This is a genomic window from Leptogranulimonas caecicola, from assembly GCF_023168405.1.
GTDB lineage: Bacteria > Actinomycetota > Coriobacteriia > Coriobacteriales > Atopobiaceae > Leptogranulimonas > Leptogranulimonas caecicola.
The window spans coordinates 467,899-492,706 of sequence record NZ_AP025285.1; the positions used below are offsets into that span (position 1 = coordinate 467,899).

Annotated in this window: 15 protein-coding genes and 2 tRNA genes; 14 read left to right on the forward strand and 3 right to left on the reverse strand. The window is 60.9% G+C overall.

All coding sequences use genetic code 11. The features are described from left to right. The first annotated feature begins 294 nt into the window (after positions 1 to 294). The 10 genes from OR601_RS02050 (at position 295) to OR601_RS02100 (ending at position 12,793) form a co-directional block, all read left to right on the forward strand. The gene (locus OR601_RS02050) at positions 295 to 1,347 is read left to right on the forward strand and encodes a methionine ABC transporter ATP-binding protein (RefSeq protein WP_136012328.1); all 1,053 of its coding nucleotides are present in this window, start codon (positions 295 to 297) and stop codon (positions 1,345 to 1,347) included. Next, the gene (locus OR601_RS02055; protein ID WP_211082068.1) at positions 1,344 to 2,003 is read left to right on the forward strand and encodes a methionine ABC transporter permease; all 660 of its coding nucleotides are present in this window, start codon (positions 1,344 to 1,346) and stop codon (positions 2,001 to 2,003) included. The genes OR601_RS02050 and OR601_RS02055 overlap by 4 nt, the downstream gene beginning before the upstream one ends. Positions 2,004 to 2,135: 132 nt before the next feature. Further along, the gene (locus OR601_RS02060) at positions 2,136 to 2,984 is read left to right on the forward strand and encodes a MetQ/NlpA family ABC transporter substrate-binding protein (RefSeq protein ID WP_136012329.1); all 849 of its coding nucleotides are present in this window, start codon (positions 2,136 to 2,138) and stop codon (positions 2,982 to 2,984) included. A gap of 680 nt (positions 2,985 to 3,664) precedes the next feature. Beyond that, positions 3,665 to 7,120 (forward strand): transcription-repair coupling factor, encoded by a 3,456-nt coding sequence (gene mfd, locus OR601_RS02065; RefSeq protein WP_265592050.1) that lies wholly within the window; start codon positions 3,665 to 3,667, stop codon positions 7,118 to 7,120. A 104-nt stretch (positions 7,121 to 7,224) separates the two neighbouring features. Continuing rightward, positions 7,225 to 9,495, forward strand: coding sequence for a nucleoside triphosphate pyrophosphohydrolase (gene mazG / locus OR601_RS08680; RefSeq protein WP_369945908.1), 2,271 nt, complete (start codon positions 7,225 to 7,227; stop codon positions 9,493 to 9,495). A gap of 133 nt (positions 9,496 to 9,628) precedes the next feature. Continuing rightward, positions 9,629 to 10,705: a hypothetical protein gene (locus tag OR601_RS02080; RefSeq protein ID WP_265592051.1), complete on the forward strand. Its 1,077-nt coding sequence runs from the start codon at positions 9,629 to 9,631 to the stop codon at positions 10,703 to 10,705. Between the two features lie 3 nt (positions 10,706 to 10,708). Then, on the forward strand, positions 10,709 to 11,707 hold the full coding sequence (locus OR601_RS02085) for a Ppx/GppA phosphatase family protein (RefSeq protein WP_136012333.1): 999 nt from the start codon (positions 10,709 to 10,711) through the stop codon (positions 11,705 to 11,707). Between the two features lie 61 nt (positions 11,708 to 11,768). Beyond that, a tRNA-Leu gene (locus OR601_RS02090) sits at positions 11,769 to 11,852 on the forward strand. A gap of 59 nt (positions 11,853 to 11,911) precedes the next feature. Further along, the gene (locus OR601_RS02095; protein WP_136012334.1) at positions 11,912 to 12,220 is read left to right on the forward strand and encodes a PTS sugar transporter subunit IIB; all 309 of its coding nucleotides are present in this window, start codon (positions 11,912 to 11,914) and stop codon (positions 12,218 to 12,220) included. A gap of 87 nt (positions 12,221 to 12,307) precedes the next feature. Continuing rightward, entirely contained in the window at positions 12,308 to 12,793 is a 486-nt protein-coding gene (locus OR601_RS02100) for a hypothetical protein (RefSeq protein WP_265592052.1), read from the forward strand. A gap of 85 nt (positions 12,794 to 12,878) precedes the next feature. On the opposite strand, the gene OR601_RS02105 is transcribed toward OR601_RS02100, so the two are convergent. From OR601_RS02105 to OR601_RS02115, 3 genes are all read right to left on the reverse strand, one after another. Further along, a tRNA-Glu gene (locus OR601_RS02105) sits at positions 12,879 to 12,954 on the reverse strand. Between the two features lie 127 nt (positions 12,955 to 13,081). Beyond that, positions 13,082 to 14,101 carry a hypothetical protein gene (locus tag OR601_RS02110; protein WP_136012336.1) on the reverse strand — a complete coding sequence of 340 codons (1,020 nt, stop codon included), beginning with the start codon at positions 14,099 to 14,101 and terminating at the stop codon, positions 13,082 to 13,084. After that, positions 14,098 to 15,255 carry a response regulator receiver protein gene (locus OR601_RS02115; protein ID WP_136012337.1) on the reverse strand — a complete coding sequence of 386 codons (1,158 nt, stop codon included), beginning with the start codon at positions 15,253 to 15,255 and terminating at the stop codon, positions 14,098 to 14,100. Before OR601_RS02115 ends, OR601_RS02110 begins: the two co-directional genes overlap by 4 nt. Positions 15,256 to 15,744: 489 nt before the next feature. Between OR601_RS02115 and OR601_RS02120 the strand changes: the two genes are divergently transcribed. The 4 genes from OR601_RS02120 (at position 15,745) to OR601_RS02135 (ending at position 24,722) form a co-directional block, all read left to right on the forward strand. Further along, positions 15,745 to 17,265 carry a PTS fructose transporter subunit IIC gene (locus OR601_RS02120; RefSeq protein WP_265592053.1) on the forward strand — a complete coding sequence of 507 codons (1,521 nt, stop codon included), beginning with the start codon at positions 15,745 to 15,747 and terminating at the stop codon, positions 17,263 to 17,265. A gap of 170 nt (positions 17,266 to 17,435) precedes the next feature. After that, a complete protein-coding gene (locus tag OR601_RS02125; protein ID WP_136012339.1) occupies positions 17,436 to 18,359 on the forward strand; it encodes a 1-phosphofructokinase family hexose kinase in 924 nt (307 codons plus the stop codon). 302 nt (positions 18,360 to 18,661) lie between these two features. Continuing rightward, complete coding sequence (locus OR601_RS02130; RefSeq protein WP_265592054.1) at positions 18,662 to 19,873, forward strand: iron-containing alcohol dehydrogenase; 1,212 nt, start codon at positions 18,662 to 18,664, stop codon at positions 19,871 to 19,873. A 349-nt stretch (positions 19,874 to 20,222) separates the two neighbouring features. Further along, complete coding sequence (locus tag OR601_RS02135; RefSeq protein WP_265592055.1) at positions 20,223 to 24,722, forward strand: DUF7601 domain-containing protein; 4,500 nt, start codon at positions 20,223 to 20,225, stop codon at positions 24,720 to 24,722. The last annotated feature ends 86 nt before the right edge of the window (positions 24,723 to 24,808 follow it).

Genomic DNA, 24,808 nt, shown 5'->3' on the forward strand with positions numbered 1-24,808 from the left:
GTGGTTTTAGATGAGTCTGATAGCTTAGAGGCGCCCTGCCGCATCGCTCTCTTTGGGGTCGCGACGCATATGGGCCCTTCTTGCATTTGGCAGCTCTGGGCCTGTTTCCTTAGCTACCTGCCTGTTTTTGGTCACGCGGGCATTGTTAAGGATGCATCACAGTAGTTCCAAAAGGGTCCTGCGGGCTTTAGAGTGGACAAAGACTTTTGGGGCACTGCACGGGTCCCAAAGTATCTGGGATGCCTACTCTTTATGGTGCACCTCAGGCCATGAACTACTGCAAGGACGGATCTTTTGATAGAACTGCGCGACCTCGATAAAACTTTTGAGACTGCCAACGGCCCGCTTCATGCGGTGCGCCAGGTCAACCTCACCATCGACGATGGGGAGATCTTTGGCATCATCGGCTTTTCCGGAGCGGGCAAGTCCACGCTGGTGCGCTGCATCAACTTGCTGGAGCGCCCGGACGCAGGCGCAGTGATTATCGACGGCACCAACCTTATGGAGCTCTCCGCTAAAGAGCTTCGAGCCCAGCGCAAAAAGATCGGTATGATCTTCCAGCAGTTCAATCTGCTTCAGCAGCGCAGTGTGCTGGCCAATGTGCGCTATCCCTTGGATATCGCCGGAGTCAAGCGCGACGCGGCCAATGCCCGGGCCAAAGAGCTTCTCGAGACCGTAGGCCTTGCCGAGAAGGCCCAGGCCTTCCCCTCGCAGCTCTCCGGTGGCCAGCAGCAGCGGGTGGCCATTGCCCGTGCCCTGGCATCGGATCCCTCCATCATCTTGTGCGACGAGGCCACCAGCGCGTTGGACCCTGAGGCTACACGCTCGGTGCTCGACCTGCTCAAGGAACTCAATCGCACGCTTGGCGTCACCATCGTGGTGATCACCCATGAGATGAAGGTGGTGGAGCTGGTCTGCGACAAGGTGGCCGTCATGGCCTCTGGCGAGATCAAAGAGGTAGGCACGGTCCACGACGTCTTCTTGCACCCCCAAAGCGCCACTGCCCGCCGCCTCATCGAGCCGGCGGTAGACGCGCTGGAAGCGCGCGAGGGCCAGGTGCCCGCCGGCATGCTGCGCATCGCGTTTACCGGCGAGGAGTCTGGCGATCCGGTCATCAGCGACCTTTCCATCACCTGCGGCGTGCGCGTGTCCATCATGGGCGCCAATACTCAAGACATCGGCGGCCATGCCTATGGCCAGATCCTCATACAAATGCCCCAAGACCCGGATGCCTGCGCCCGCATCAGGGCTTATTTGGACGGGCGCGGCATTCATTACGAAGAGAGCGGAGACCCACGAATGCCCGGCGGGGACAACCCTCAGCAGGCAGGAGGCGATGAGGCATGAGTCAAGAAATGATCGATCTTTTAGCCTCAGGAACCTGGGAAACCCTCTACATGACGCTGGTTTCCACCGCCATCGCCTACCTGTTGGGCGTGCCTTTGGGCGTGGTGCTCTTTGTGACCTCGCCAGACGGCATCGCTCCCAACAAGGCAGTGAACCTGGCAGTGGGCGTCATCGTGAACATCCTGCGTTCTATTCCCTTCCTCATCCTGCTGGTGGCAATCCTGCCCTTCACCCGCGTGGTGGTGGGCACCACCATTGGCTCTACCGCCACCATCGTGCCTTTGGTGGTGGCAGCGGCCCCCTATGTGGGTCGTATGGTGGAGTCCTCCTTAAAAGAGGTGGACCCTGGCGTCATCGAAGCAGCCCGCGCCATGGGCTCTTCTCCGCTGCAGATTGTCACCAAGGTGTTGCTCCCCGAGGCTGGCCCCTCCCTTTTGGTGGGCGCCGCCATCTCGCTGGCCACCATCCTGGGCTACTCGGCCATGGCAGGATTTGTGGGCGGCGGCGGCCTGGGCGCCATTGCCATCAACTACGGCTACTACCGCTATCAGACCGACGTCATGCTCATCACCGTGGCACTCCTGGTAGTGATCGTGCAGATCTTCCAGGAAGGCGGCCTCAAGCTGGTGAGCCGTGTGGACAAGCGCCGCCGCTAGGGATGCCCGCAAGGGTTCTGCCTGCAAAGGCACGGGCTTCTCGGCCAGCCATTCTGAGATCTAGGAATGAAACAAGCAGTGCGAATGCATCAATACAGAGTGCATCAATACATTAAGAAAGCGAGTATCGCTATGTCTTTGAAAAAGGTTCCCTTCCGTATTCTGGGTCTATGCCTGGTGGCCGTGCTGGCGGTAGCTGGGCTTACGGCGTGCGGGCAGTCGGGCAACGGGCAGTCCGGTGACGCCTCGGGCGACAAGACCATCAAGATCGGCGCCAGCCCCACCCCTCACGCCGAGATCTTGAACAACCTCAAGGAGCAGGCCAAAGAGGACGGCTACACCCTGGATGTGGTGGAGTACAACGATTACATCCAGCCCAACACCGCTCTGGAGGACGGCCAGCTGGATGCCAACTACTTCCAGCACATCACCTATTTGAACGACTTCAACCAAGAGAACGGCACTCATCTGGTGGACGCCGCCGACATCCACTTCGAGCCCTTCTGCCTCTACGCCGGCAAAACCGCCTCGCTGGACGCGCTGCCTGACGGCGCCGTAGTGGCCGTGCCCAACGACACCACCAACGAGGCCCGCGCATTGCTGCTGCTCCAGCAGGAAGGTCTCATCAAACTCAAGGACGGAGCCGGCCTGAACGCCACGGTGGTAGATATCGTGGAGAACCCCAAGAACCTGCAGATCCAGGAGATGGAGGCTGCTCAGCTGCCCCGTTCGCTCCAGGATGTGGACATCGCGGCTATCAACGGCAACTTCGCGCTGGGTGCCGGCCTCAAGACCGAGGACGCCCTGGCCACCGAGTCTGATACCGGCGAAGCCTCCAAGGCCTATGTGAACGTGCTGGCCGTGAAGGACGGCAACCAGGACAGCGAGAAGACCAAGGAGCTGGTGAAGCTGCTCACCAGCGACCAGACCCGTCAGTTCATCGAGGACAACTACAACGGCGGCGTGGTAGCGGTCTTCTAAGCGCTACCAAGAGCAGCTGCCGGCCATTGCCTCCCGGAGGCGGCAGGCGGGTTTCTCGGCAGCTGCGGGCGCGGGCTGCGAGCCGGTATGCACAGGCTTTGAGCTCACAGGAACCGACATTCAATGGGGCGCTGGCCTTGGGGCCGGCGCCCTTTTCGTGCCTGCGGGGACCTTCGGCGGTGCTGGGGGAGTAGGCGCGCGGGATGAAGGGGCGCGGGGCGAGGATGTGCTAATATATCAAATAATGAATTTGTGTTTTAGGACCTTCATCGCACTTGGACGACGCAAACACCGAGAGCGACGAAGCAGCGAAAACACAAATCGCAGGGCAGTCTGCACGCGAAGGTCTTCGTGACCCTGGGGCAACGTATCGTCCGAGGGCGTAAACATGCGGCCTATGCGTCGGCGCAGTGCGTGCACCAATGGCTCAACGACGTTGTTTCCCATGTAAACCGCCGGTCCTGTGCCCGAAGCACCCTCAGGGGGGTAGTATCCCTAAAGCATGCTCTTAAGGCCCGCGCGCAGGCGTCAGGGCCCTTTTGGCATGTCCATAAAGTCCATGCCGAGAAACCCGCCCCTCCCATACGCATCTATAGCAATCGATGTGGGATTGGCGGGCAATCATCGGTTGGTTTCCGGTGCCACTTCTGTCGTTCCCTCGCCTAGGAAGGCCGCCTTCCATGATCATCGACCGTATCGCCAAACAGCTTCTGGCAGACGCCAACCTGTCGCCGTTGGTAAAGGCGCTGGCAGCCCATCAAGACGCCACGCTTTCGGTAGGCCAGTCCGGCCGCGCGCTGATGCTTGCCAGCCTGTGGGCCAAAGATCCCAGGCCCTGTCTTTATGTGGTCTCCGGCGAGGAGCTGGCAGACCGTGCGGCCCGCACCCTTCAAGCCTGGCTGGGGCTGGAGCAGGTGGAGCGCTATCCCATGCGGGAAGATCTGCCCTGGAAAGACACTAAGCCCAATATGGCGGTGCTGGGCGCCCGCACTCAGGCGCTGGCAAGCCTGGCCACCGGCGAGCCGCGCATTGTCGTAGCCAGCGCCCGGGCGCTTTTGCGCCGGGTGCCTCCGGCAGAGGTGCCCTTTTGGCAAACCCTTCGCTACGAGGTGGGCCAGGAGGTTCCCTATGAGGAGATCGGCGGGGCGCTGCTCGCGGCCGGCTACGTGAACTTGGGCGAGGCAGCGGAGCCAGGCTCCTTTGGCATCCACGGTGACAATGTGGACGTATATCCAGCTCAGGGCACCAACCCCGTGCGCCTGGAGTTCTTTGGCGACGAGATCGACCGCATCCGGCGCCTGGTGCCGGCCACAGGGCAGACCATCGGCGATTTGGATGCGGTGGAGTTTCAGCCTGCCCGCGAGTATGCCCTCACTGACGAGACGGTAAAGCGCGCGGAGCATGCCCTTTGGGATAGGGCTCGCGAAAGCTCGGCGGTGGCGGCAGACCTGGAAGCCATCACGGCGCGCATTCCCAATCCTCAGACAGAGCGTTACCTGGCCCAGCTCTACGGGTCGACGGCCTCGCCCATCGATCATATTTGCAAGGAGGCGCTGGTGTGCCTCAACGAGCCTCGTGCACTCTTTGACGACTGCTTGCGCGCCTACGACGACCTGGCGGCCTCAGCCAGTGCAGCCAAGCTCAAGCCGGAGCTCGCGGAGCTCTACACAGACCCTCGCAAGCTTGATTTTGGCTCCCAGCAGCGCCTGAACTTCTCTTCGCTCAATACGGCCGGCACTCCGGTGACCGCCGAGCTTACCGTGCGCCAGCCGCAGATCGCCGGCTCTGACACACGCCTTTTAGGCCGCACCCGCGAGCTTTTGCGCGATGACTTCGCCATTGCCTTTGCGGTGCCCGACAGGAGCGCCCGCCAGTCGCTGGAGCTCTCCTTTGGCGACGAGCACGTGCCCTTTGCAGAGTCGTTGGCCTCAGACCCTGCCAATGCTGCCTCCATATTGGACCCGGAGGCTTACAAAAAAGCGCTGCCTCTCCAAGCGGGCTCGGTGAGCTTCTTCGAAGCGCCGGTTCCTGCAGGCGTGATAGTGCCCTCTGCCCGGTTGGCGATCTTTTCGGTAGGGGACTTGACGGCTCGTTTTGCCAGCCGCACCAAATCGCGCGCCATCGATCCCACCCAGGTGACCTTCCCCTTCAAGCCCGGCGACTACGTGGTTCATGCCACTCACGGCATCGCCAAGTTCGCCGACATCGTGCGTCGGGAGATCGACGGGCGCGAGCGGGACTACTTCTTGCTGGAGTATTCGGCGGGAGACAAGCTTTACGTGCCGTTGGAGCAGGTGGATCGCATCTCGCGCTATGTGGGGCCGGACGGGTCGGCGCCCAGGCTCACGCGCCTCAACACCGCGGATTGGTCGCGCGCTACCGCCAAGGCGCGCAAGAGCGCCAAAAAACTGGCCTTTGACCTAGTAGAACTCTACACTCGCCGCGCCACGGTGCAGGGCTATGCCTTCTCGCCGGACGACGCTGCCCAGCGCGAGATGGAGGCAAGCTTCCCCTATCCTTTGACTTCTGATCAAAGCCGCGCCATAAACGATATCAAAGCCGATATGGAACAGCCCAAGCCAATGGACCGCCTGCTCTGCGGCGACGTGGGTTTTGGCAAGACCGAGGTGGCCCTTCGCGCCGCCTTCAAGTGCGTGGAGGACGGTCGCCAGGTCATGGTGCTATGCCCCACCACCATCCTGGCCCAGCAGCACTACGAGACCTTCCAGGAACGCTTCGCGCCCTTCGGCGTCAAGGTGGCGGTGCTTTCCCGCTTCAGGACTGCCGCCCAGCAAAAGAAGTCCTTGGAGGAGTTTGCCAAAGGCGAGGCAGATGTGCTTATCGGCACCCATAGGCTGCTGTCTCGCGACGTGAACCCCCACAATCTGGGTTTGGTCATCGTGGACGAGGAGCAGCGCTTTGGCGTGCAGCACAAAGAGCAGCTCAAGAACCTGCGCGAGCAGGTGGACGTGCTTACGCTCTCGGCCACGCCCATCCCGCGCACGCTGCAGATGAGCCTCTCGGGCGTGCGCGACATGAGCCTCATCATGACGCCGCCCAAAGGCCGCCTGCCGGTGAAGGTTCACGTGGGGGAGTACGACTCGGATGTGGTAAGCGATGCCATCCGTGCCGAGACAAGCCGCGGCGGGCAGGTGTACTACGTGTCTAATCGTGTGACCACCATCGATGAGGCCGTGGAGCGCGTGCGTGAGGCGGCGCCGGAAGCCCGCATCGGCGTGGCCCATGGGCAGATGAGCCCGCGCGAGGTGGAAGACGTCATGGAGCGCTTCCAGACTCACGACATCGACGTCTTGGTGGCCACCACCATCATTGAGAGCGGTATCGACAACCCTCATACCAACACCCTCATCATCGAGGACTCCCAGCGGCTGGGTTTGGCTCAGCTCTACCAGCTCAAGGGCCGCGTTGGCCGCGGGCGCACCCAGGCCTTCGCCTACTTCCTGTTCCCTGGCGAGCGCCCGTTGACCGAGGAGGCCACCGAGCGCCTGACCGCTATCAACGAGTATCAGGATCTGGGAAGCGGCATGCGCATCGCCATGCGCGACCTGGAGATCCGCGGTGCGGGATCGCTGGTGGGCGCCGAGCAGCACGGCAACCTCCAGCAGGTGGGCTTTGACCTGTTCACCCAGATGCTGGGCGAGGCTGTGAGCGAGGCCAAGGGCGAAGTGGGCGAGGTGGCGCCGGCAGAGACGGTGGTGAACCTCTCGGCAGACTTCTTCTTTGACGACGAGTACATCCCCGAGATCGACAAGCGCGTGCTGGCCTACCGCCGTGTGGCCGCCGCCACGGAGCTTGCCCAAGTGGATGCGCTGGAGGCCGAGCTGGAAAAGACCTACGGCTCATTGCCGCCGGCAGCCCGCAACCTGTTGGACCGCCAGCGCATTCGTATTCGTGGGGAGAGGTTGGGGATCACCTCGGTGGCGCTCACCGGAGGCCAGCTGGTCTACATGGGCGCCGACGTGCCTCGCGACCTGGTGCCGGGACTCAAGCGCAAGGGCGCCCGTGTGTTCTCCCAGTCTAAAAAGCTCACCTATCCCTTCCGCAAGGACGCAGAGGATCTGGTAAGCGCCGCTTTAGGAGTCTTGGAGACTCTGGGCGGCGATGATGAAGACTAGTCGGGCCGGTGGTCCTGACCGGCCAGCCATGTCAAAATTGAAAGCTACAGGCGCTCGCCCCTCTGGGAGGGGGCGAGCCATAGAGGCGAGGTAGAGGTGCGTCTATGAGTGCAAAGGCATCCAAAGCGATGAAGGGCAAAACGACCAGGAGGGCCAAAGTCAAAGGGCGCAAAGCTAAAAAGGCGGCCGCCCCGGCAACCTCCCGGGGCGCCTCTCGGACGTCTCAAGCAAAAGCGTTGCCGCAGCTGCCCCCAGCCGAGCAGCGCCGGTGGTCGCTCTTCTCGGCCAGTCGCTCTAAGCCGCTGGTGCCTGAGGTGCTCGATCGCGACGGTCAGGCAGTGCCCAAGGATCAGGCGCCTTCTGTGGTGCGCTATCTTCAGGGCTGCGTAACGGCTCGAGTGAGGGACGGCGGCCTCGTGCAGCCGGAGCGCTTCTCGGCAGCCCAGCTGGATTACTTGCATTCTGTTGGCCGCGGTCACAGGGCCGATGCCACCGCCGGCGTATGCCTGGCCTTCTCCACGCGGGCCACCTGTCTCTCGCTGGAGGTGGAGGTGCTGCAGGACCTCTCCCATGACGCCGCAGACGCTCGGCTCATGAGCGAGCTTCTGGCTCGGCAGGAGGCCCAAGGGCGCACAAAGCTGCTGGCAGAGGAGGGAGCCTGGGTGCCTCGGTCCACCACTGCCCCTGCGGCAGGGCTCATGGATGGCCTGGTGCTTGAGGCGGGTGGCCGGTTCTATGGGGCGCGGGTGGAATCGGGAACGGCAGAGTTCGAGCTGGACAATCCTGACCGTGCTCTCACGACGTGCCGCCTGTGGCTGCCCAGTCTCATGAGCGTGGCGGTGGGAAACCTCCGTGCCAACGATCGGCTGGAGCCTCTGGCGCCGGCCCCCTTGCTGCTGTGCCTTGGCGACTCCATCACCCAGGGCTTCATGGCGGGCTCCCCGGCTCACAGCCTGGGCGCGAACCTGGCCCGCGAGCTGGGATGCCAACTGCTCAACCAGGGCATTTCCGGCCACGTCTTCGACGATGAGACCTTGAAGGGCATGAGCTCGGTGCGCCAGGCGGCCCCTGCTCTGGTGACGGTGGCCTATGGCACCAACGACTGGGCCAAGGTGGCCTCTGCCAAGGAGATCCGCACCCAGGCGCGCCGCTATCTGGAGCGTCTCACCCAGCTGTTCGACCCCTCGACCATCTTTGTGATCTCGCCTCTGTGGCGTGCCGATAAGGACGTCTCCGCCTCCGGGAAGCCTTTGGGCTGGGTGAGAAAGACTCTCAAAAAGCTCTGCGACGACATGGACATCTCCTATGTGGATGGCAAGGATCTGGTGCCCCATGATCCCCTCTACTTTGGAGACGGCCGCCTGCACCCCAACGCCGCAGGCTATCTGCACTATAGCGAGGGCGTGCTTCAGGCATTGGCAGCCGCCCGGTTCCCGGCGTCGCTTCAGGCGGTGAGGGCTGGGAAGGCCGCGCCGCAGCCTGGCTTGGCGCCTTTTTCTGCCGCAGGGGCCGCGGCTTCCGAGCCTTCCTTAGAAGCCCAGGTAGATGCTGTGTCCCAAGAGCGCCCTGGCGCGCCTCAGACCCATCCGGACTTCGATGCCTTGGTGCGCACCATCTGGCGCCTGCGCCAACCCGACGGCTGTCCTTGGGACAAGGAGCAGACCCACGCTTCCATCAAGAAGAACATGGTGGAGGAGGCCTATGAGGCGGTGGATGCCATCGAGGCCGCCGACGATGCCCACCTTCAAGAAGAGCTGGGCGACGTCCTTATGCAGGTGCTCCTCCATGCCCAGATCGCCCAAGATGACGGCGCCTTTGGCATCGACGACGTCCTCTGCGGCCTCAACGCCAAGCTGGTGCGCCGCCATCCCCACGTCTTTGGAGCCCAGGACGCCTCCAATCCAGAGGAGGTGCTCTCCATCTGGGAGACGGTCAAGAGCCGGGAGCGCGCCGAGGCCCAAGCTCCCCAGGGGCTTTTGGACTCGGTGCCTCGGGCACTGCCTGCCTTGATGGAGTGCCAAAAGATCTCCAAGCGCGCCGCTCGCGCCGGCTTTGACTGGGACAGCCCTGAGGCAGTCTGGGACAAGGTGGACGAGGAGCGCGCCGAGTACCTGGCAGAGCCCCAAGGCTCTGCCGCCGTTGCCGTCGAGTTTGGAGACCTGCTCTTTGCCCTGGTAAACGTGGGCCGCAAGGCGGGCATCGACTGCGAAGAGGCCCTGCGCGCCTCCAATGCCAAGTTCCGCCGCCGCTGGCAAGGGGTGGAGGAGCTCTGCCATCATCTGGGCAAAGAGCCTCACCAGCTCTCAACCCAGGAGCTCAACGAGCTTTGGGACCAAGTGAAGGCTGCCGAGAAGGACGCGCCCTCCCGGGCGTAAGCCTGCAGGGCCGTCCCGGCCAGCCCGCGCACATGGCCTCTCCACAGGGCTAAAGCCCAAGGCTCTATACTGTCATCTCCACCGCAGATCATTCGCACTACCTCGCACTCAAAACCTGGCATTGAGGAGTTAGATGTCCACACGCGCTCGTTCCCATAGCAATCGGCGCTCCAACGACGCTACGTTGACCTTTAGGCCCAGATCCGGCCCTGCTCTCCAGGCTGGCAGCTCCCGCAGCACCAACGGCAGGGCTTCTGGGCCAGAGGCAGAAGAGGCCGAAGAGCCTCTCTACGAGGTAGAGGACTATGAGGAGTCCCAGGTAGCTGGGGATGAGTCCTATAGTCGCGGGCCTGCAGATCCCTACCGGCCGGAGATCCAGCTTACTGATGACGGCCCCTATATGGACGCCTCGGGCTATCGCAAGCCGTCCTCTACGCGCTTCAGGCCTTCGGGCACGTTGGCTTCAACCCAGTTGTCGCAGCCCTATGGCAGGGGCGCGTCTGCCCAGGCCACCGGCGATTTGTCCCAGGCGCGCAGGCGGCTGGAGGCCCAGGGCACTCGCAGCCAGCGTGCCTCAGGGCGCACAAGCACCCAAGGCTCCTGGTTCTCTGTCACGGTGGCAAGCCTCAAGGAGCGGGTTTCTCGGCAGACAAAAGAGTCAGGGCGCCCCGCTGCCGGCCGCTCTGCTGCGAGCGCAAGGACAGGGCGCGCTACCTCGGCGGTGGGCGCAAAGCTAGGGGACGACTTCAAGGGCGTGCGCACTTCGCGGTGGGGGCGCTCCAAGGGCGATGAGGGCTCGGAGGCACCCAAGGCTCCCTGGCAGGTGAGGCTCAGGGTGCCCCTGGCAATCATGGGCATTTGCCTGGTGGCTCTGGCCATCCTCTACCCGCCGGCCTGCGATTACTACAGGGCCAGGCGCAACGGCGAGGTCTATCAGGCGCAGCTGGATGCCTTCAATGGCCTTAATGAGGAGGAGAAGGCCCGCATTCGCTCCCTCAATACCGAGCAGGGCATCGAGGATGAGGCCCGGCTCCATGGCTACGTGCGACAGGGGGAACAGGCGGTGACGGTCTCGGGACTCCCCGAAGAACAGGATGCCGGCCAGGCCGCGCCCATTCCCGACGACATTAAAGCTGAAGTGTTGGCGCGTACAGATCCCTGGTACGTCCAAGCGCTGGACGTGCTCTTTGGCTATAAGAAAGGTGCATGAGTTATGGAAGACCTCATTCGCGTAGCAGCCATCGACCTGGGCACGGTGACCGCCCGAGTAGGCATCGCCGACCTGCGCGACGGCGAGCTGGAGGCCATTGAGCGCAAGAGCACCATCTGCAATCTGGGCGAGGGTGTTGATGCCACAGGCCAGCTGTCTCAAGCGGCCATCGATCGCGTACTGGCTGCAGTGGACGACTTTTTGCAGCAGATCAAAGAGGCTCGTTGCCATTACGTGGGGTGCTTTTTGACCTCGGCCGCCCGAGATGCCGAGAATAGCGAAACCCTCTTAGAGGCGTTGCGCTCCCGTGGGCTCGATCCTGAGGTCTTGTCCGGCGAGGCCGAGGGCCCTTTGACGTTTTTGGGGGTGACCCAGGCCATCGACCTGCCCTCCATGGCGGTGGCAGACCTAGGCGGCGGATCTACCGAGCTCACCTTGGGCGGCGTGACCGAAGAAGGCGTGGTAGTGGACTGGACCCATTCCTTTGACGTGGGCGCCCGCCGCGTCACCGAGCGCTACCTGGAGCGCACCGACCCTCCCGCCCGCGATGCCATCGTGCAGTGCTGCTGCGAGGTGCGCATGGCTTTTGAGGCTCAGATGCCCTGGATGGACGGCATTTTGCCGCGCCCTGACGCCTTGGTGGTCACCGGTGGCACGGCTACCACGGTAGTGGCTGCCAAACTGGGCTTGGATCCCTACGACAGCGCCCAGGTGCAGGGGGCTACCCTCACCATTGGCGACGTGGACGAGTTCGCTCAGCTGCTCTCTGCCATGACGCAGGAGCAGAGGGCGAAGATCGTAGGCGTGCAGCCTCAGCGAGCTCCGGTGATTCTGGGAGGCGTCTTGCTGTTGGGCGAGCTCATGCGCGCTGCAGGCTTCCTAGAGCTCACGGTGAGCGAATCGGACGGTTTGGCAGGGGAGTGTGTGGCTATCGCCCAAGAGCTGGCTCACAAGAAGACGGACCTGCCCCTCCAGGTGAGGGTTACCGATCTTTGGGCCTAAAATGGTTCTTTGATCGAGCTCCTCGTCACGGGCGAGATGGGCTACCATGAGGAACTGATCTGGGGGCGTGGCGAAACGGCATACGCATCGGACTTAAAATCCGCCGCCTTCGGGCTTGTGGGTTCGAATCCCACCGCCCCTACCAGTAGCAATTAGCGAGGGCAGGCTGCATGCCTGCCCTTTTCTAATAGAAAGCAGCGAAGCATGAAGCGCATTCTTTTGGCCTGTGGCTCGGGTTTTGCCACCTCTACTGCAGCGCGTACTCGTCTCGAGCGCCTGCTCAATGAGCATGGCTATGAGGGTCGCTACGAGATTCATCAATGCAAAATCGCCGAGGCCGCCCGCCTCTCCGACAGCTTCGACTTTTTGGTGGCTACCATGATGGCTCCGCAGCATCTGGGCTGTCCCTATGTCAACGGCATTCCCTTCCTGCTGGGCGAAAACATGGGTCCCTCTGAGCGTCAGGTGCTTCAGCTCATGGAGACTCCCTCGTGCCACCTAGGCACCAAATAACCTCTGCACACCACGGGGGTGCAGGCCTGTTCCTGCGCGCAAACGGGTACAGTCCTCAAAATGAGGTTTCTTAAGGCTGGAGGGCACATGAAACGCAAGATCGCAGCAATGCTTATGGCGGCAACGTTGGCGCTCAGTCTGGGCGCATGCGGTCAATCGTCTTCAGCTACCACCAACAACGACGAGGCATCCCAGTCTGCCGATGCCACTGCCACCACCAAGAGCTTCAGCTCTGAGCAGTACGGCAACGTGGGCGAGGGCACTGCCTACCTGGTAAGCGGGGAGGGCTCTACCCAGAACGGCTCTATCCCCGAGCTTGCGGTGAACCCTGCCAAGCGCGCAGCCCAAATCACGCTGGTACTCGAAGGCGTTCCTGCCGATACAATCACCTACGTCTATGTGGATGGCCAAGAAGCCGCCACTCTTAATAAGTCCAGCGAAACCGCTGATTTGGAGCTCAAAGACGAGCAGTTGGACTCCGGCGAGCATTCGGTGGAGTTTGTGCAGTTCGACTCCAACAAGCCCTCCGGGTCGGTGACCTTCTATCGCGTAGGTCGCTATATGGTGAACTAACGGGATATCGGCGAGATCCTTTGGCTGCTGCAACCAGTCAAAAACAGCCCTAGAAACGCGCGGTTTCTAGGGCTGTTGCGTTTTGTGGTGCCCCCAACGAGACTCGAACTCGTGTTTTCGCCTTGAAAGGGCGACGTCCTGGGCCACTAGACGATGGGGACTAAGGCGACTTGTGCGTATCGGCATTAAAAATACCGTGACCTGGCTTATAAGGCCTAGGCGCACAAGAGCTTACTGAGTATAGCAAATACTTTTGGGCGCTCCCAGACTCACTCAATAACCCACAACTCAAAAATCGTAGCCGCGGGATTGGGCGAAGGAGGCAGCCTGCTCGGCGACTTGGGGCTGGTTGGCGACCCAGGTGATGAACTCGGGCACGTCTACCACCAGAGGGTCTGCCTCGCGCACTGCCAGGGTGACTTCTTCGAAGGAGCCAGGGGCAAAGGTGGGGCGCAAAGGCAGGTAGGGCTCCACGTAAACCGGATGCAACAGAGCATAAGCGGCGCCTTCATTGAGGGACAGGAAACCCTGGAGGGCCCTGCGGGCAGCAGGCATGCGGTCCAGCTTGAAGAGCATCACCGTGCGGGCTAGGTTGGTCCAGGCACTGCCTCGGCGATGGAAGCGGGCATCCAGCTCGTCAAAGCCAGTCTCGTCTTCCAACCGTGCGAAGGCGAGGGCTTGGGTGTGGCGCATGCCCAGCTCGTCGTTGGGCAATAAATCCAGAAGCTGGCCGGCGGTGGTAAGGGCCCGCTTATAGAAGGCAGCCTCTGTCGCCATAAAGGCGATGGCGGCTTTATGGCGCAGCGCAGGGCGGGCAAACACGTTGTCCCAGGCAGATCCAGAGGCAGGTATATGGAGCTCTTGGCCTTCCAGCTGTTGGGATTCTAGGTCGATGAGCGCCTCGACCACCTCGAAGGTCTCATCTTCTTGCAGCAAGGCAGAGACCACGAGTGCGTCGGTGCAGCGAGGATCGATCTCTAAGGCGTGCCCTGCGGCTGCAAGTACCTGGTCACGGCGCTTGGCAATGGTGGCCATGTAGTCTTCGTTGGAGAGGAACTCGTCTTCTGGATGCGGCTGGCGATAGCTGTCGAGCACGGGGGCCAGCTTGGCAAAGGCAATGTCTGAAGGGTGGGTGAGGTATGGCCCAAGGTCTTCTTGGACAGCTTCCAAAAGGGCTGAGAAGGCGCCGTCGCTCATGGGCTCATGGGACTCTTTGTAGTAAAGGGCTACGCGCCAAACCAGCTCTTCTTGAAAGGCAGCCGGCGAAGCGGGAGAGCCGCCAGGTGTAAGCGGGGTAAGTGTGCTCATGAGCGGGATTGCCCCCAATCGCCAAGCAAATCAGAAGGTCCGTCAAGGTCCCATCCGCCTTCGCCGTCTTGAGGGAACGCATCTGGCCCCTTAGACATTGAAGAGGCATCCAGCGGCACGGGGCCATTAGTAAGCATGGCCCTCAGTTCGCGCTCGTCTTCCTCGGCTTTTTGGCGCACCAGGGGATCTTGAAGCATAAAGGCGCCCAGGGTGCCATAGCCCTTGAGGTCCACGCCTTCTTGCAACAGTACCAGCGCCTCGCTGGTGGCCAAGACAAGCTCGTCGTTGGAGTAGGGCTCTACCGCCATACGAGCAAAGATGCCCTCGGGTACTGCAGAGGATTGAGAGAGCACATAGGCAGCGTGGGGATAGATGCGCAGGATCTGATGGAGGATCTCGCGCGCAAGCTTGTAATCGTTGGCCTTGGCGCTCAGGGCCATAAAGGCAAAGGAGGCCCAGGCATCAGGTGCCGGGCGGTTGCGCATCTTGCGCGTGCGCTTTCGAAGAGAGAGGAAGCCCTCGCCGTCTTCCAGCTTCGCGTAGGCCAGCGCAGCGGTGAAGCGGGCATCAGCCACGTCTTCTGAGTCTTGGGCGAGGAGTTTCTCGGCAGCGTCGCGGGCAATAGAGTACCTGCCACACACCAGAGCATGAGAGGCCAGGGCAGCCGTCCAGCGATAGGCAGGAAAGAGGAGCAGGCGCGCCTCGAGGTCTGAGGCTACCTGCGAGGATTTGAGCGCCTCTTGGGCACGGGCCTGGCACACCTCCCAGGTATGAGCCTCGCCGTCTTTGAGGTAGCGATAGTAGGCCTCGCGGGTGGGGCTTTGCTGGGCCGTCAGGGCGCGCTGGGCATCGAAGCAGCCAGGGTCTAAGGAGACAGACTCAGAGAGCAGGCCTTGGGCCTCTTGAATGAGGGCGTAGGCGTCGTCCTCGGCCTCTACAAAGGGAAGCTCGTTGTCTATGAGCGTGACGGCCTGGGCCATAAGGTGAAAGGCGCGGTCTTGGTCTGTTTGAGGCAAGGCATCGTGGTTGCGGGCGAACTGGCGGCGAAAGGCGGCGGCTTCTCGCGCCATCCCGTAGCTGTCGGTAAGTTTGTGGTCGCGCAAATAGCGGATGCTGAGCAGCTGGTATTCCTCCCGGGCTGCATCAAAAGCCATGAATCCTCCTCCTAAAAGATAAATAAACAATTATGGCACGAAGGCAACGATTCTTTCAAGCATCAAATTAAGGTACCTAGGTGAACATGCAGTTTATAAGTAATTATAATTTAGCGTAAACTATGTGAAATACCAGATAGATGACTATATAAAGGTAGACATTTATCGAAATTATAAGGGATGGATAGTAAAGACCCTTACAGTATTAGTCATACATAATTAGCTTTTATTACCGTTCACGGAGAAATATTGACCGTTTGTCTGGCTGAATTTAACCAAATAGTTTCAGCTGCTATTCAATGACCGTGAGCGAGAGGCTTGTATTGCCCGTAGGCCGTGGTTTGTAGAGACACATCTGGCCAACGGGGCAGCGCGTGGGAGGACTGCATCTGGCGGTAGGTTCTAACCTGCAGGTGGAGTACGCACAGGTCTTTCCAGATATCAGTCTGGCGCACAGTTGCGCCAACGATCCGGAAGAGAGGGACACGCATGTCCGAGCACTACGACATCCTCGCATGCACTGGCTGCCCCACCGGCATCGCCCACACCTTCATGGCGAAGGAAGGGTTGGAGAAAGCCGCCAAGGAGAAGGGCCTCACCATCAAGGTGGAGACCCACGGTCAGGAGGGCGTGAAGAACGCCATCACCGCTGAGGACATCGCCAACGCGAAGGCAGTAGTCATCGCTGCCGACGTGAACGTGGACGAGGGGCGCTTCGCCTCCAAGCCCATGGCCAAGGCTGGCGTCACCGCAGGCATCAAAGATCCTGCCGGTCTTATCGATCAGGCTCTGGCTGCCAAACCCGCCAAGGCCGAGGCTGCTCCCACCGACGAGGAGCTGGCCATGGAGAACCATGGCTTTGAGAAAGGCGGGATTGGCCAGGAGATCTACAAGCACCTCATGAACGGCGTAAGCCACATGCTGGTCTTCGTGGTAGCCGGTGGCGTGCTCACCGCCATCTCCTTCCTGTGGGGCATCACCTCGTTTGACTCCACGGCTGCCGACTACAACTCCTTCGCCGCCATGCTCAAGATCATCGGCGGCATCGCCATGAACCTCATGGTGCCCATCCTCTCGGCTTACATCGCCGAGTCCATCGCCGGCCGTCCTGGCCTGGTCCCTGGCTTTGTGGCCGGCATGATCGCCATCCAGGGCCTGCCTGTCTCTGCTGAGACCGGCCTCATCGATGCTGGTGGTTCCGGCGTTGGCTTTGGCTTCTTGGGCGGCATCATTGGCGGTTTCTTGGCTGGCTACGTGGTGGAGGGCCTGAAGAAGGTCTTCTCCCACATCCCTGAGAGCCTCAACGGTCTCAAGGCCATCTTCCTCTATCCTCTGTGCTCCACCTTCATTGTTGGTCTTGCCATGCTGGCCATCTCCGGCCCCATGGTGGCCATCAACGAGGGCATGATGAGCTTCTTGGAGAGCCTCCAGGGCGGCAGCCCCATCGTGTTGGGTCTGGCCATTGGCTGCATGTGCGCCTTTGACATGGGCGGCCCCGTGAACAAGGCTGCCTACGTCACCGGCACCATGCTTCTGGGCGCTGGTCTCTCCGCCGGCCCAGGCACCGCCGAGTACCTCTCCGGCACCAACTTCATGGCTGCCGTGTCTGCCGCCTGCATCGCTCCTCCTCTGGTGACCTCTTTTGCCACCATCGTGGGCAAGAAGTACTTCACCCAGGAAGACCGCGACGCCGGCCTGGTGAACCTCATCCTGGGCTGCACCCACATTACCGAGGGCGCCATCCCCTTCATGACCAAGAACATTTGGCCCGTGATGCCCATCATGATGCTCTCCTCCTCCATTGCCGCCATCCTCACCCTGCTGCTGGGCGTGCACGTGCCCGCTCCTCACGGCGGTTTCCTGGTGCTCCCCGTAGTGGATCAGCCCCTGGCGTGGGTCGGCGCCATTCTCGTAGGCGCCCTTGTGGGCGGACTCCTCTTCCTGCTCTTCAAGAAGTCCCAGTACGACAAAGAGCGCAAGGCCGAGAACGCCGCTCCCAAGGCTGCGTAATCGTGCAGTCTCTCCCTAAGCCCTTTGGCCTTGGGGATGCCGAGAAGCCCCGCAACCTCTTGAGGTAGGCGTTTCTTTGGGTAGAAGTTATGCTCCTGATGCGGGCCTGACCTGGTTTCTCAAGGTCCGGCCCGCTTTTTCATTCATTCCAACCTGTTGTGGGAGAACCGATGATCCACACCCTCACTACCAACCCTGCAATCGACATGAACATCCAGACCAGCAAAGGCGAGCTGGTGCCCGATGCAGTGAATCGCTGCCAGGACGCGGTCTATTCGCCTAACGGCAAGGGCCTCAATGTGTCCTTCACCTTGGCCCATTATGGCTGCCAGAGCCAGATCCTGGGGTTTTTCGGCGGCTTTACCGGCGACTATATTGTGGAAGGCGCCCGCAAGACCTGCTCTGTGGATCCTATCTATGTGGATGGTATCACCCGCATCACCGTGCTTTTGCGCGCCGGCCAAGTGGAGTACACCATGCCCGGCGCCGGTGCTTTCGTGCCTGTCGAGGCGCAGCAGGAGATGCTTTCTAAAGTGCGCGAGCTGGAGGGCCTTGAGTGCCTGGTGACCTCAGGCTCTTTGGCCCCTGGCATGGAGGGCGACTTCTACGATGAGCTGGCGGGAGTGCTGGCAGAGGTAGGGGCAGACGCCGTCTTTGACGTGTCCTCCACCCATCTAGCCTCGCTGGTAGGCAAGAAGCCCCTGCTCATCAAGCCTAACGACGACGAGCTGCGCGACATCTTTGGCCTGGATGTGACCGACGACGCCAGCGCGCTGGCCGCTCTTGAGAAGGTCCATGAGCTGGGTGCCCAAAACATCCTGCTCACCATGGGAGGCCGCGGAGCCTATTTTTACAACGGCGAGCATCTCTGGCGTGCCTCGGCACTGCCCATCAAGCCCTATCAGACGGCCTGCGCAGGAGATGCGACCTTGGGGGCGTTCTTATCGGTATGGTATGAGAATCGCGACGCTGTGGAAGACGCCCTGAAGCGCGCCATGGCCACCGGCGCCAACGCCGCCCTTTGCCCGGGTATCGGCGACTTTGCCCGTGTGGAGGAATTCGTGGCCCAAGTGCAGGTAGAGCAGGTGCGCTAGGGCTTGGGACGAGAGGGGCGCCCTGCGGTCTTTCTGCGAGACCCCGCTCAGCCTAGGCATCTATCAGCATAGATGCAGCAAGACGTCAAATAAGACAACCTATAATGATACTCCTCTGGGGCTCGTGCGCATGCGGGCCCCGGTTTTTTATCGGTCAGAGTAGGGGAGGGCTAGGTAAGGAGTTGCCCGAAGGCGGCGGGGTGAGAGGGCTCTAAAATGACACCTGACTGGCCAAACGGTAGAGGCGTTTGGCATTCTGGATTGGCTCGCCCGCTGCGAGCCCACAGGAAGGAAGGCAAGTTATGGCCCAATTCACACTCCCTCGCGACATTTTCCATGGCGAGGGCGCACTGGAGCAACTCAAGACGCTCAACGGCACCAAAGCAATCATTGTCACCGGCGGCGGCTCCATGCGTCGCGGCGGCTTCCTTCAGCGCACCGAGGAGTATCTGCAAGAGGCCGGTATGGAGACCCTGCTGTTCGAGGGTGTCGAGCCTGATCCCTCAGTAGAGACCGTCATGCGTGGCGCCGAGGCCATGAGGGAGTTCGAGCCCGATTGGATCGTAGCCATCGGCGGCGGCAGCCCCATCGACGCTGCCAAGGCCATGTGGGCGTTCTACGAGTACCCCGAGATCACCTTCGAGGACCTCATCACGCCCTTCAGCTTCCCCACGCTGCGCACCAAGGCTAAGTTCTGCGCAATCCCTTCGACCTCTGGCACAGCCACCGAGGTGACCGCCTTCGCCGTCATCACCGACTACGACAAGGGCATCAAGTATCCTCTGGCAGACTTCAACATCACCCCCGACGTGGCTGTGGTGGATCCGGAGATCGCCTACACCATGCCCGCCAAGCTTTGCGCCCACACCGGCATGGACGCCATGACCCACGCCATCGAGGCCTATGTCTCCACCGTGGCCTGCAACTTCACCGATGCCGACGCCCTGTGGGCCATCGAGCTCATCCACAAGTACGTGGTCAAGTCTTACCAGGGCGACAAAGAGGCGCGCCGTCAGATGCACGACGCTCAGTGCCTGGCCGGCATGGCATTCTCCAACGCGCTGCTGGGCATTGTCCACTCCATGGCCCACAAGACCGGCGCCGCATTCTCCGGCGGCCACATCATCCATGGCGCCGCCAACGCCATGTACCTGCCTCGCGTGATCCAGTACAACGCCAAGGATCCCCATGCCGCTGAGCGCTATGCAGACATCGCCCGTCGCCTGCACCTGGCCGGCGATACCACAGAGGAGCTGGTAGCCTCCCTGGTGGCCGAGCTGCGCCACATGAACGACGAGCTCAACATCCCTCAGGCCATCAAGAACTACGGCGAGGGCGGCCTGCCTGCCGAGGTCTCCATCATCGACGAGACCGAGTTCTTGGAGAAGCTGCCCGAGGTGGCAGCCAACGCCATCGGCGATGCCTGCACCGGCTCCAACCCCCGCATTCCCACCCAGGAGGAGATGGAGAAGCTGCTCAAGTGCGTCTACTACGACATGGACGTAGATTTCTAACGTTCTTCCTGCCGCGAAGGGCGCGCCACAACTCTCTTATGCACTAGATATCGAAAACCGCCTTGCCGCATCTGCGACAAGGCGTTTTTTTGTTGGCAAAGCAAAGCGAGACCAATGAACTTGAACAGCCCGCGAGCTGATCCCATAGATTGGGCAACCTGGATATATATAATGTTATATGTATCACAATAAGAGATGTTGTTGCCAAATTGAATTTAAAAAATAACGCTTACTACCAGCATTTATGAAAATAAACTGAGAGATGAAATTTGCTTATGTGCTTGAATATATAGTTATAGAAGCCGATAATTTAAAGACACAAGTGCTCATTGTGGATGAGGAGAGGAAGATGAGGAGATCTTCATTGGGCCAAGGCATGCGTAAGGCCGTCGCATTGATAGTGGCTTGTGCCCTGCTTTTTGCCGGGACGCCTGCCTATGCGGCCGTGACCCAGGAACAGCTCGAAAGCCATGTGGTCGAGGGGCTCAATCCTGCCAATACCAAAGTAAACCTCTTTGACTATGACACGGGGGAAAGGGGTGCCGGCAATACCGATACGCTGGGAACCACCGGTGGGGCCACCCCTTCTGTGAATTACAACACGTGGCTCACCAACCCTGGCGGCATCAATTACGGGCGCCTGCTTACCTTTGGCGACGGCATGCGCCACCTGGGTTACTGGAACCAGGGCATCGTGGCTGCTTATGGTGACATCGCGCTAAGCCGTCCCGGCATGCAAAACATCGTGGCCCCCACCCTTTCAGGCGGCTACCCCGTCATCAATGCCGATGACAGCTTGCTGGGCCCCAACGGCGGCGCCGTGGGCGCCTATAACTCCAATCCTGAGCTCTATAGCACCGCCATTCGCAACACCAACGAGATGATCTATGGCAATGCGGGTCCGCTCTACACGAGCGCGCTGGCCTCGAGCAGGACCAACCCGCTGTTCAACCCCGTGTGGGGCTGGAACATCGACCCTGCCGTGCAGGCCCAGGCGCTTTCTGTGGCAGCCGGCACGGGAAACATCGATTTTGCCGCGCTCAACAACGACGTCACCATAAACTCCGACACTGCTGAAGGGCAAAACCTCAAAGCGACGCTTTCGAGCGGCTCCTCGCCGGTGGACTATGCCCATGGCTACGAGCTGCCCGAGTCCATCCGCTCACTCCAATACCTCTTTGACCCTGATACCGAGGCTTCCGGCAAAGAGTCCTACAACAACGTTACCGGCCTGTTCCAGATGGACGACGAAGGCTATTACTACTACAACATGCGTGACAACTTCGCCCAATATGTGGAGGATCCCCAAGAGGGCAGTGACGGGCATTTCGTGCTCTACGACGCGCCGGCCGGCCTGCGCACCGACGGCACGAACTCCGTGGGCAACTTCTTCCCCTTCAACAGCGCAGCCAACGCCTTTAGCCTGGACAACGGCCAGCTGCGAAACGCCTTGAACGCCAACAACCAGGGCAATGTCGAGCCTGTGGACCATCATTTGGGCATGACCGTCGAGACTACCTTCCGACAGCCCATCGACGGCAAGGTGGGCGCCAACCCCATGACCTTCGAGTTCGTGGGAGACGACGACGTCTGGGTCTTTATCGACGATGTGCTGGTGTTGGATCTGGGCGGCATCCACTCCGAGATCTACGGCACCATCGACTTTTCCACCGGCGATGTCAATATGGGCACCGCGTTCAACTCCAATGGCGAGATCTTCAATGCAGACGGCTCCTATATCACCGAGCCGGCAATCAAAACCAATATAAAGAACATGTTCGACAGGGCGGGACGTTCTGGCGACGAGCGGTGGAACGGCAACACCTTTGCCTCCAATACCAGCCATACCTTGAAGATGTTCTACTTGGAGCGCGGCAACTATGACTCCTCGCTGGCGGTGCGCTTCAACCTGCAGGACACGCTCTATCAGCAGATCGAGAAGGTGGACCAGTTCGGTCGTCCTCTAGCGGGCGCAGAATTCGACCTTTATGCGGCACTCCCCACCGATGGCACCACTCCCTCTGTCTCTAACAGCAGCACTTATACTCTGGACAACGTGCAGGCGAGTGGGGCGGCGCTGACCCATCTGGTGACCGACGAGAACGGCATTGCCCGTTTCACAGATCCCACCCTCCCAAGCCGTGACGGCTCCGCTCAAGAGCCCTTCAACTTCTCAGACCGCTATAACGAGAGCACGGGAGAGGGGTTGCTCTATATCCTGCGCGAGACCAAGGCGCCCGAGGGCTATAAGTCAACCCCCCAAGACCTCTTGCTGCGATTTGAGCCTGACTACACGATGCTGGTGGTGAACAACCGCTATCAGGTTGGCGCTTACTCCAGTTTCGTAAGCCACATCTTTGGCAATAGCGCCCAGGTCTTCTATGGGCAGGTGGGTCCGGACGGCGGCTTGGTCGACCAGATCCCTGGCTCCAGCCCTGTTGCGGTGGCCGACCAGGAAGACGGGCTGGTCGTAGTAGTGCCCATGCTCAAGACCCGCGTGGGAGCAGAAGACCAATGGCTACCGCTCTATGGTGACAATTTGGATGGCTTCAAGGCCATCCATTACGGGGAAGACCGCGATGCCGAGTATGAGTCCTTTAAGGAGCAAGTGCGCGTGGTGACTCTCAAAGGCGCCCTCATGCAAAGCGCCCAAGCGCAAAACTCTGTAAACGCCAACGGTTGGTTCCTCACCTGGGATCATGACACCCAACGTTTGAGCGGCTACCTTGAGAATCTTTCCGGCCGTGCCGATCGCTATCTGCTGCTAAACCCTGAAAGCGGCGATATGCGCAACTTCTATGCCATCATCAAACCTGAGGCGCTTATGCGCGTGCTTGGAGTTGATCGGGACGCGCTTCATGCCATGACCAGCGAGGAGCGCTATGAGGCCCTAGGCCAGAAGGTGGCCCAGGCGCTGGCAAAGGATGGGGGCCAGTACGGCGAGAACGTTAAGGCCATTCTGACTCAAATCAACCCTTACGACGACCCCGACAATCCTGACACTAACAACTATCTCACCCGCGGTTACACTCCCTTAGATATCAAGCAGTTCGTACGCAATTTTCGTTCGCGCATTTACATCCCCAATGAGCAGCGCGAGCTGCGCGTGTCCAAGGTCGACCAGACGGGAGCCGGCCGCAACGGTGCGACCTTCGCTCTCTATGACACGCTAGAGAAGGCTCAGGCTGCAGATCCTGCTTCCGCCGTGGCCCAGGGCGAGACCGCCACGGTCGACGGCACTGACGGCATGCTCATCTTCGAGCCCACTCAGGGCCATAGGGCGACTGCAGGCTATGCCGACATGATCTGGCCCGACGTGGAGCTCTCCCAAGAGCCGGTGACCTACTACCTTCGCGAGATCAAGGCGCCTGAAGGTTGCGAGATCAACGAAGAGATCATCGACGTCAAGGTCGGTGTCTATTCCATCTATGCAGATGCCGGCGTGCAAAACGACGGCGTCACCGTCATGGCCGGCGTAGGCAAGCTGGCCCAGACCATGGTCAAATACGCCTCCGAGGGCGACGTGAACGTGACGTTGCGCGACATCACCTCCATTGCGCAGCACCAGGAGTCGGGCGCCTTCAGCCTCACCGGGTGGCAGGACACCCTGTTGCCCGACACCAACACGCTGCAGCTGCGCCGCTCCATGAACCTGCACTACGGCGTCAACGCGGTGGTGGACTATGGTTTGGGGGACAAGGACGGCGGCAAGAACTACATGCCCTTCTTTGTCACCGACACCGGCTACGTGCGCACACGCGTCCAGCAAAACCTCAACGCTCACCCCAACCCCGACGACCCCTACTACTCCACCGCCGAGTGCGACGATCTGGGCGATCAGGACATCACCGGCCTGTTCAGCCTCATCAACACGGTGGTGGTGACCGATAAGGACACCACCAAGCCGGCCACCGGCGGCCTCAGGATCTCGAAGACCGTGGGCGGCGAGACCGCCACGGCAGAGGACTTCACCCGCCAGTATCATTTCACGGTGGAGTTCACCAATGAAAAGGGCGAATCGCTCCCGGAATCTTTCAACTATTACGGCCGTGATCGTGCAGGTACCGTCAAGAGTGGCGACCAGCTGGTCCTCACCCATGCCGAGGAGCTGGTGGTTCTCGGCATCCCCGAAGGCACGACCTTCAAGATAACCGAAGCGGAGGCCAATGCCACAGGCTTCTATACCTATCCTGCCTCCGGGAAGGTGGAAGGGGTGGTGGCAGCCGACCAATTCAAGGGTGCCCGCTTCTTCAATTACCGCGGCGAGCGCCCTGACGACCCCAAGCTCGAGATTGTCAAAGAGCAAAAGACCGACGGCTCCGAGTTCACCCGTGAGAAGCTCCAAGTAGAGACCGACACCTCGGTCACCTATCGACTTGCCGTCACCAACACCGGCGGCAGCACAGCCCATGAGGTGCAGGTGGAAGACCTCCTGGAAGACGACCTCATCTATGTAGAGGGCAGCGCTTCTGACGGCGGCTCCTACGACGGCGCCAAGGTGACCTGGAATCTGGGGGATCTGGAGGCAGGCGCGACCAAGAGCGTCACCTTCCAGGTCAAGGTGCCCCAAGTGGAAGGCGCCAGGTCCTGGGAGAACCTGGGGACCGTGGTCTTCACCCCGCTGGGCGAGGAGGATCCGGGTGATCCCGTGCCTTCCAATGTGGTAGAGATTGAGAAGCCCGAGGATCCTGCTAACCCAAGCCTCCCAAATACCGGCGGGGGCAGCCAGAGCCAGACGAGCAAGATCGTTCCTACCGGCGACACCCACTCCCTGCTGCCTGCCATGATGGCCTGTGCAGCATTAGCCATCGCTCTGGTGGCATGGAAGGTCGCGCCCAGGCGCAACTGACCCAAGGAGGACGTACTGTTTGAAGGGGCTCGGAAACTCGTGACTTCTTAGAAGAAAGCCTTGGTCACCTGGTGGCCAAGGCTTTC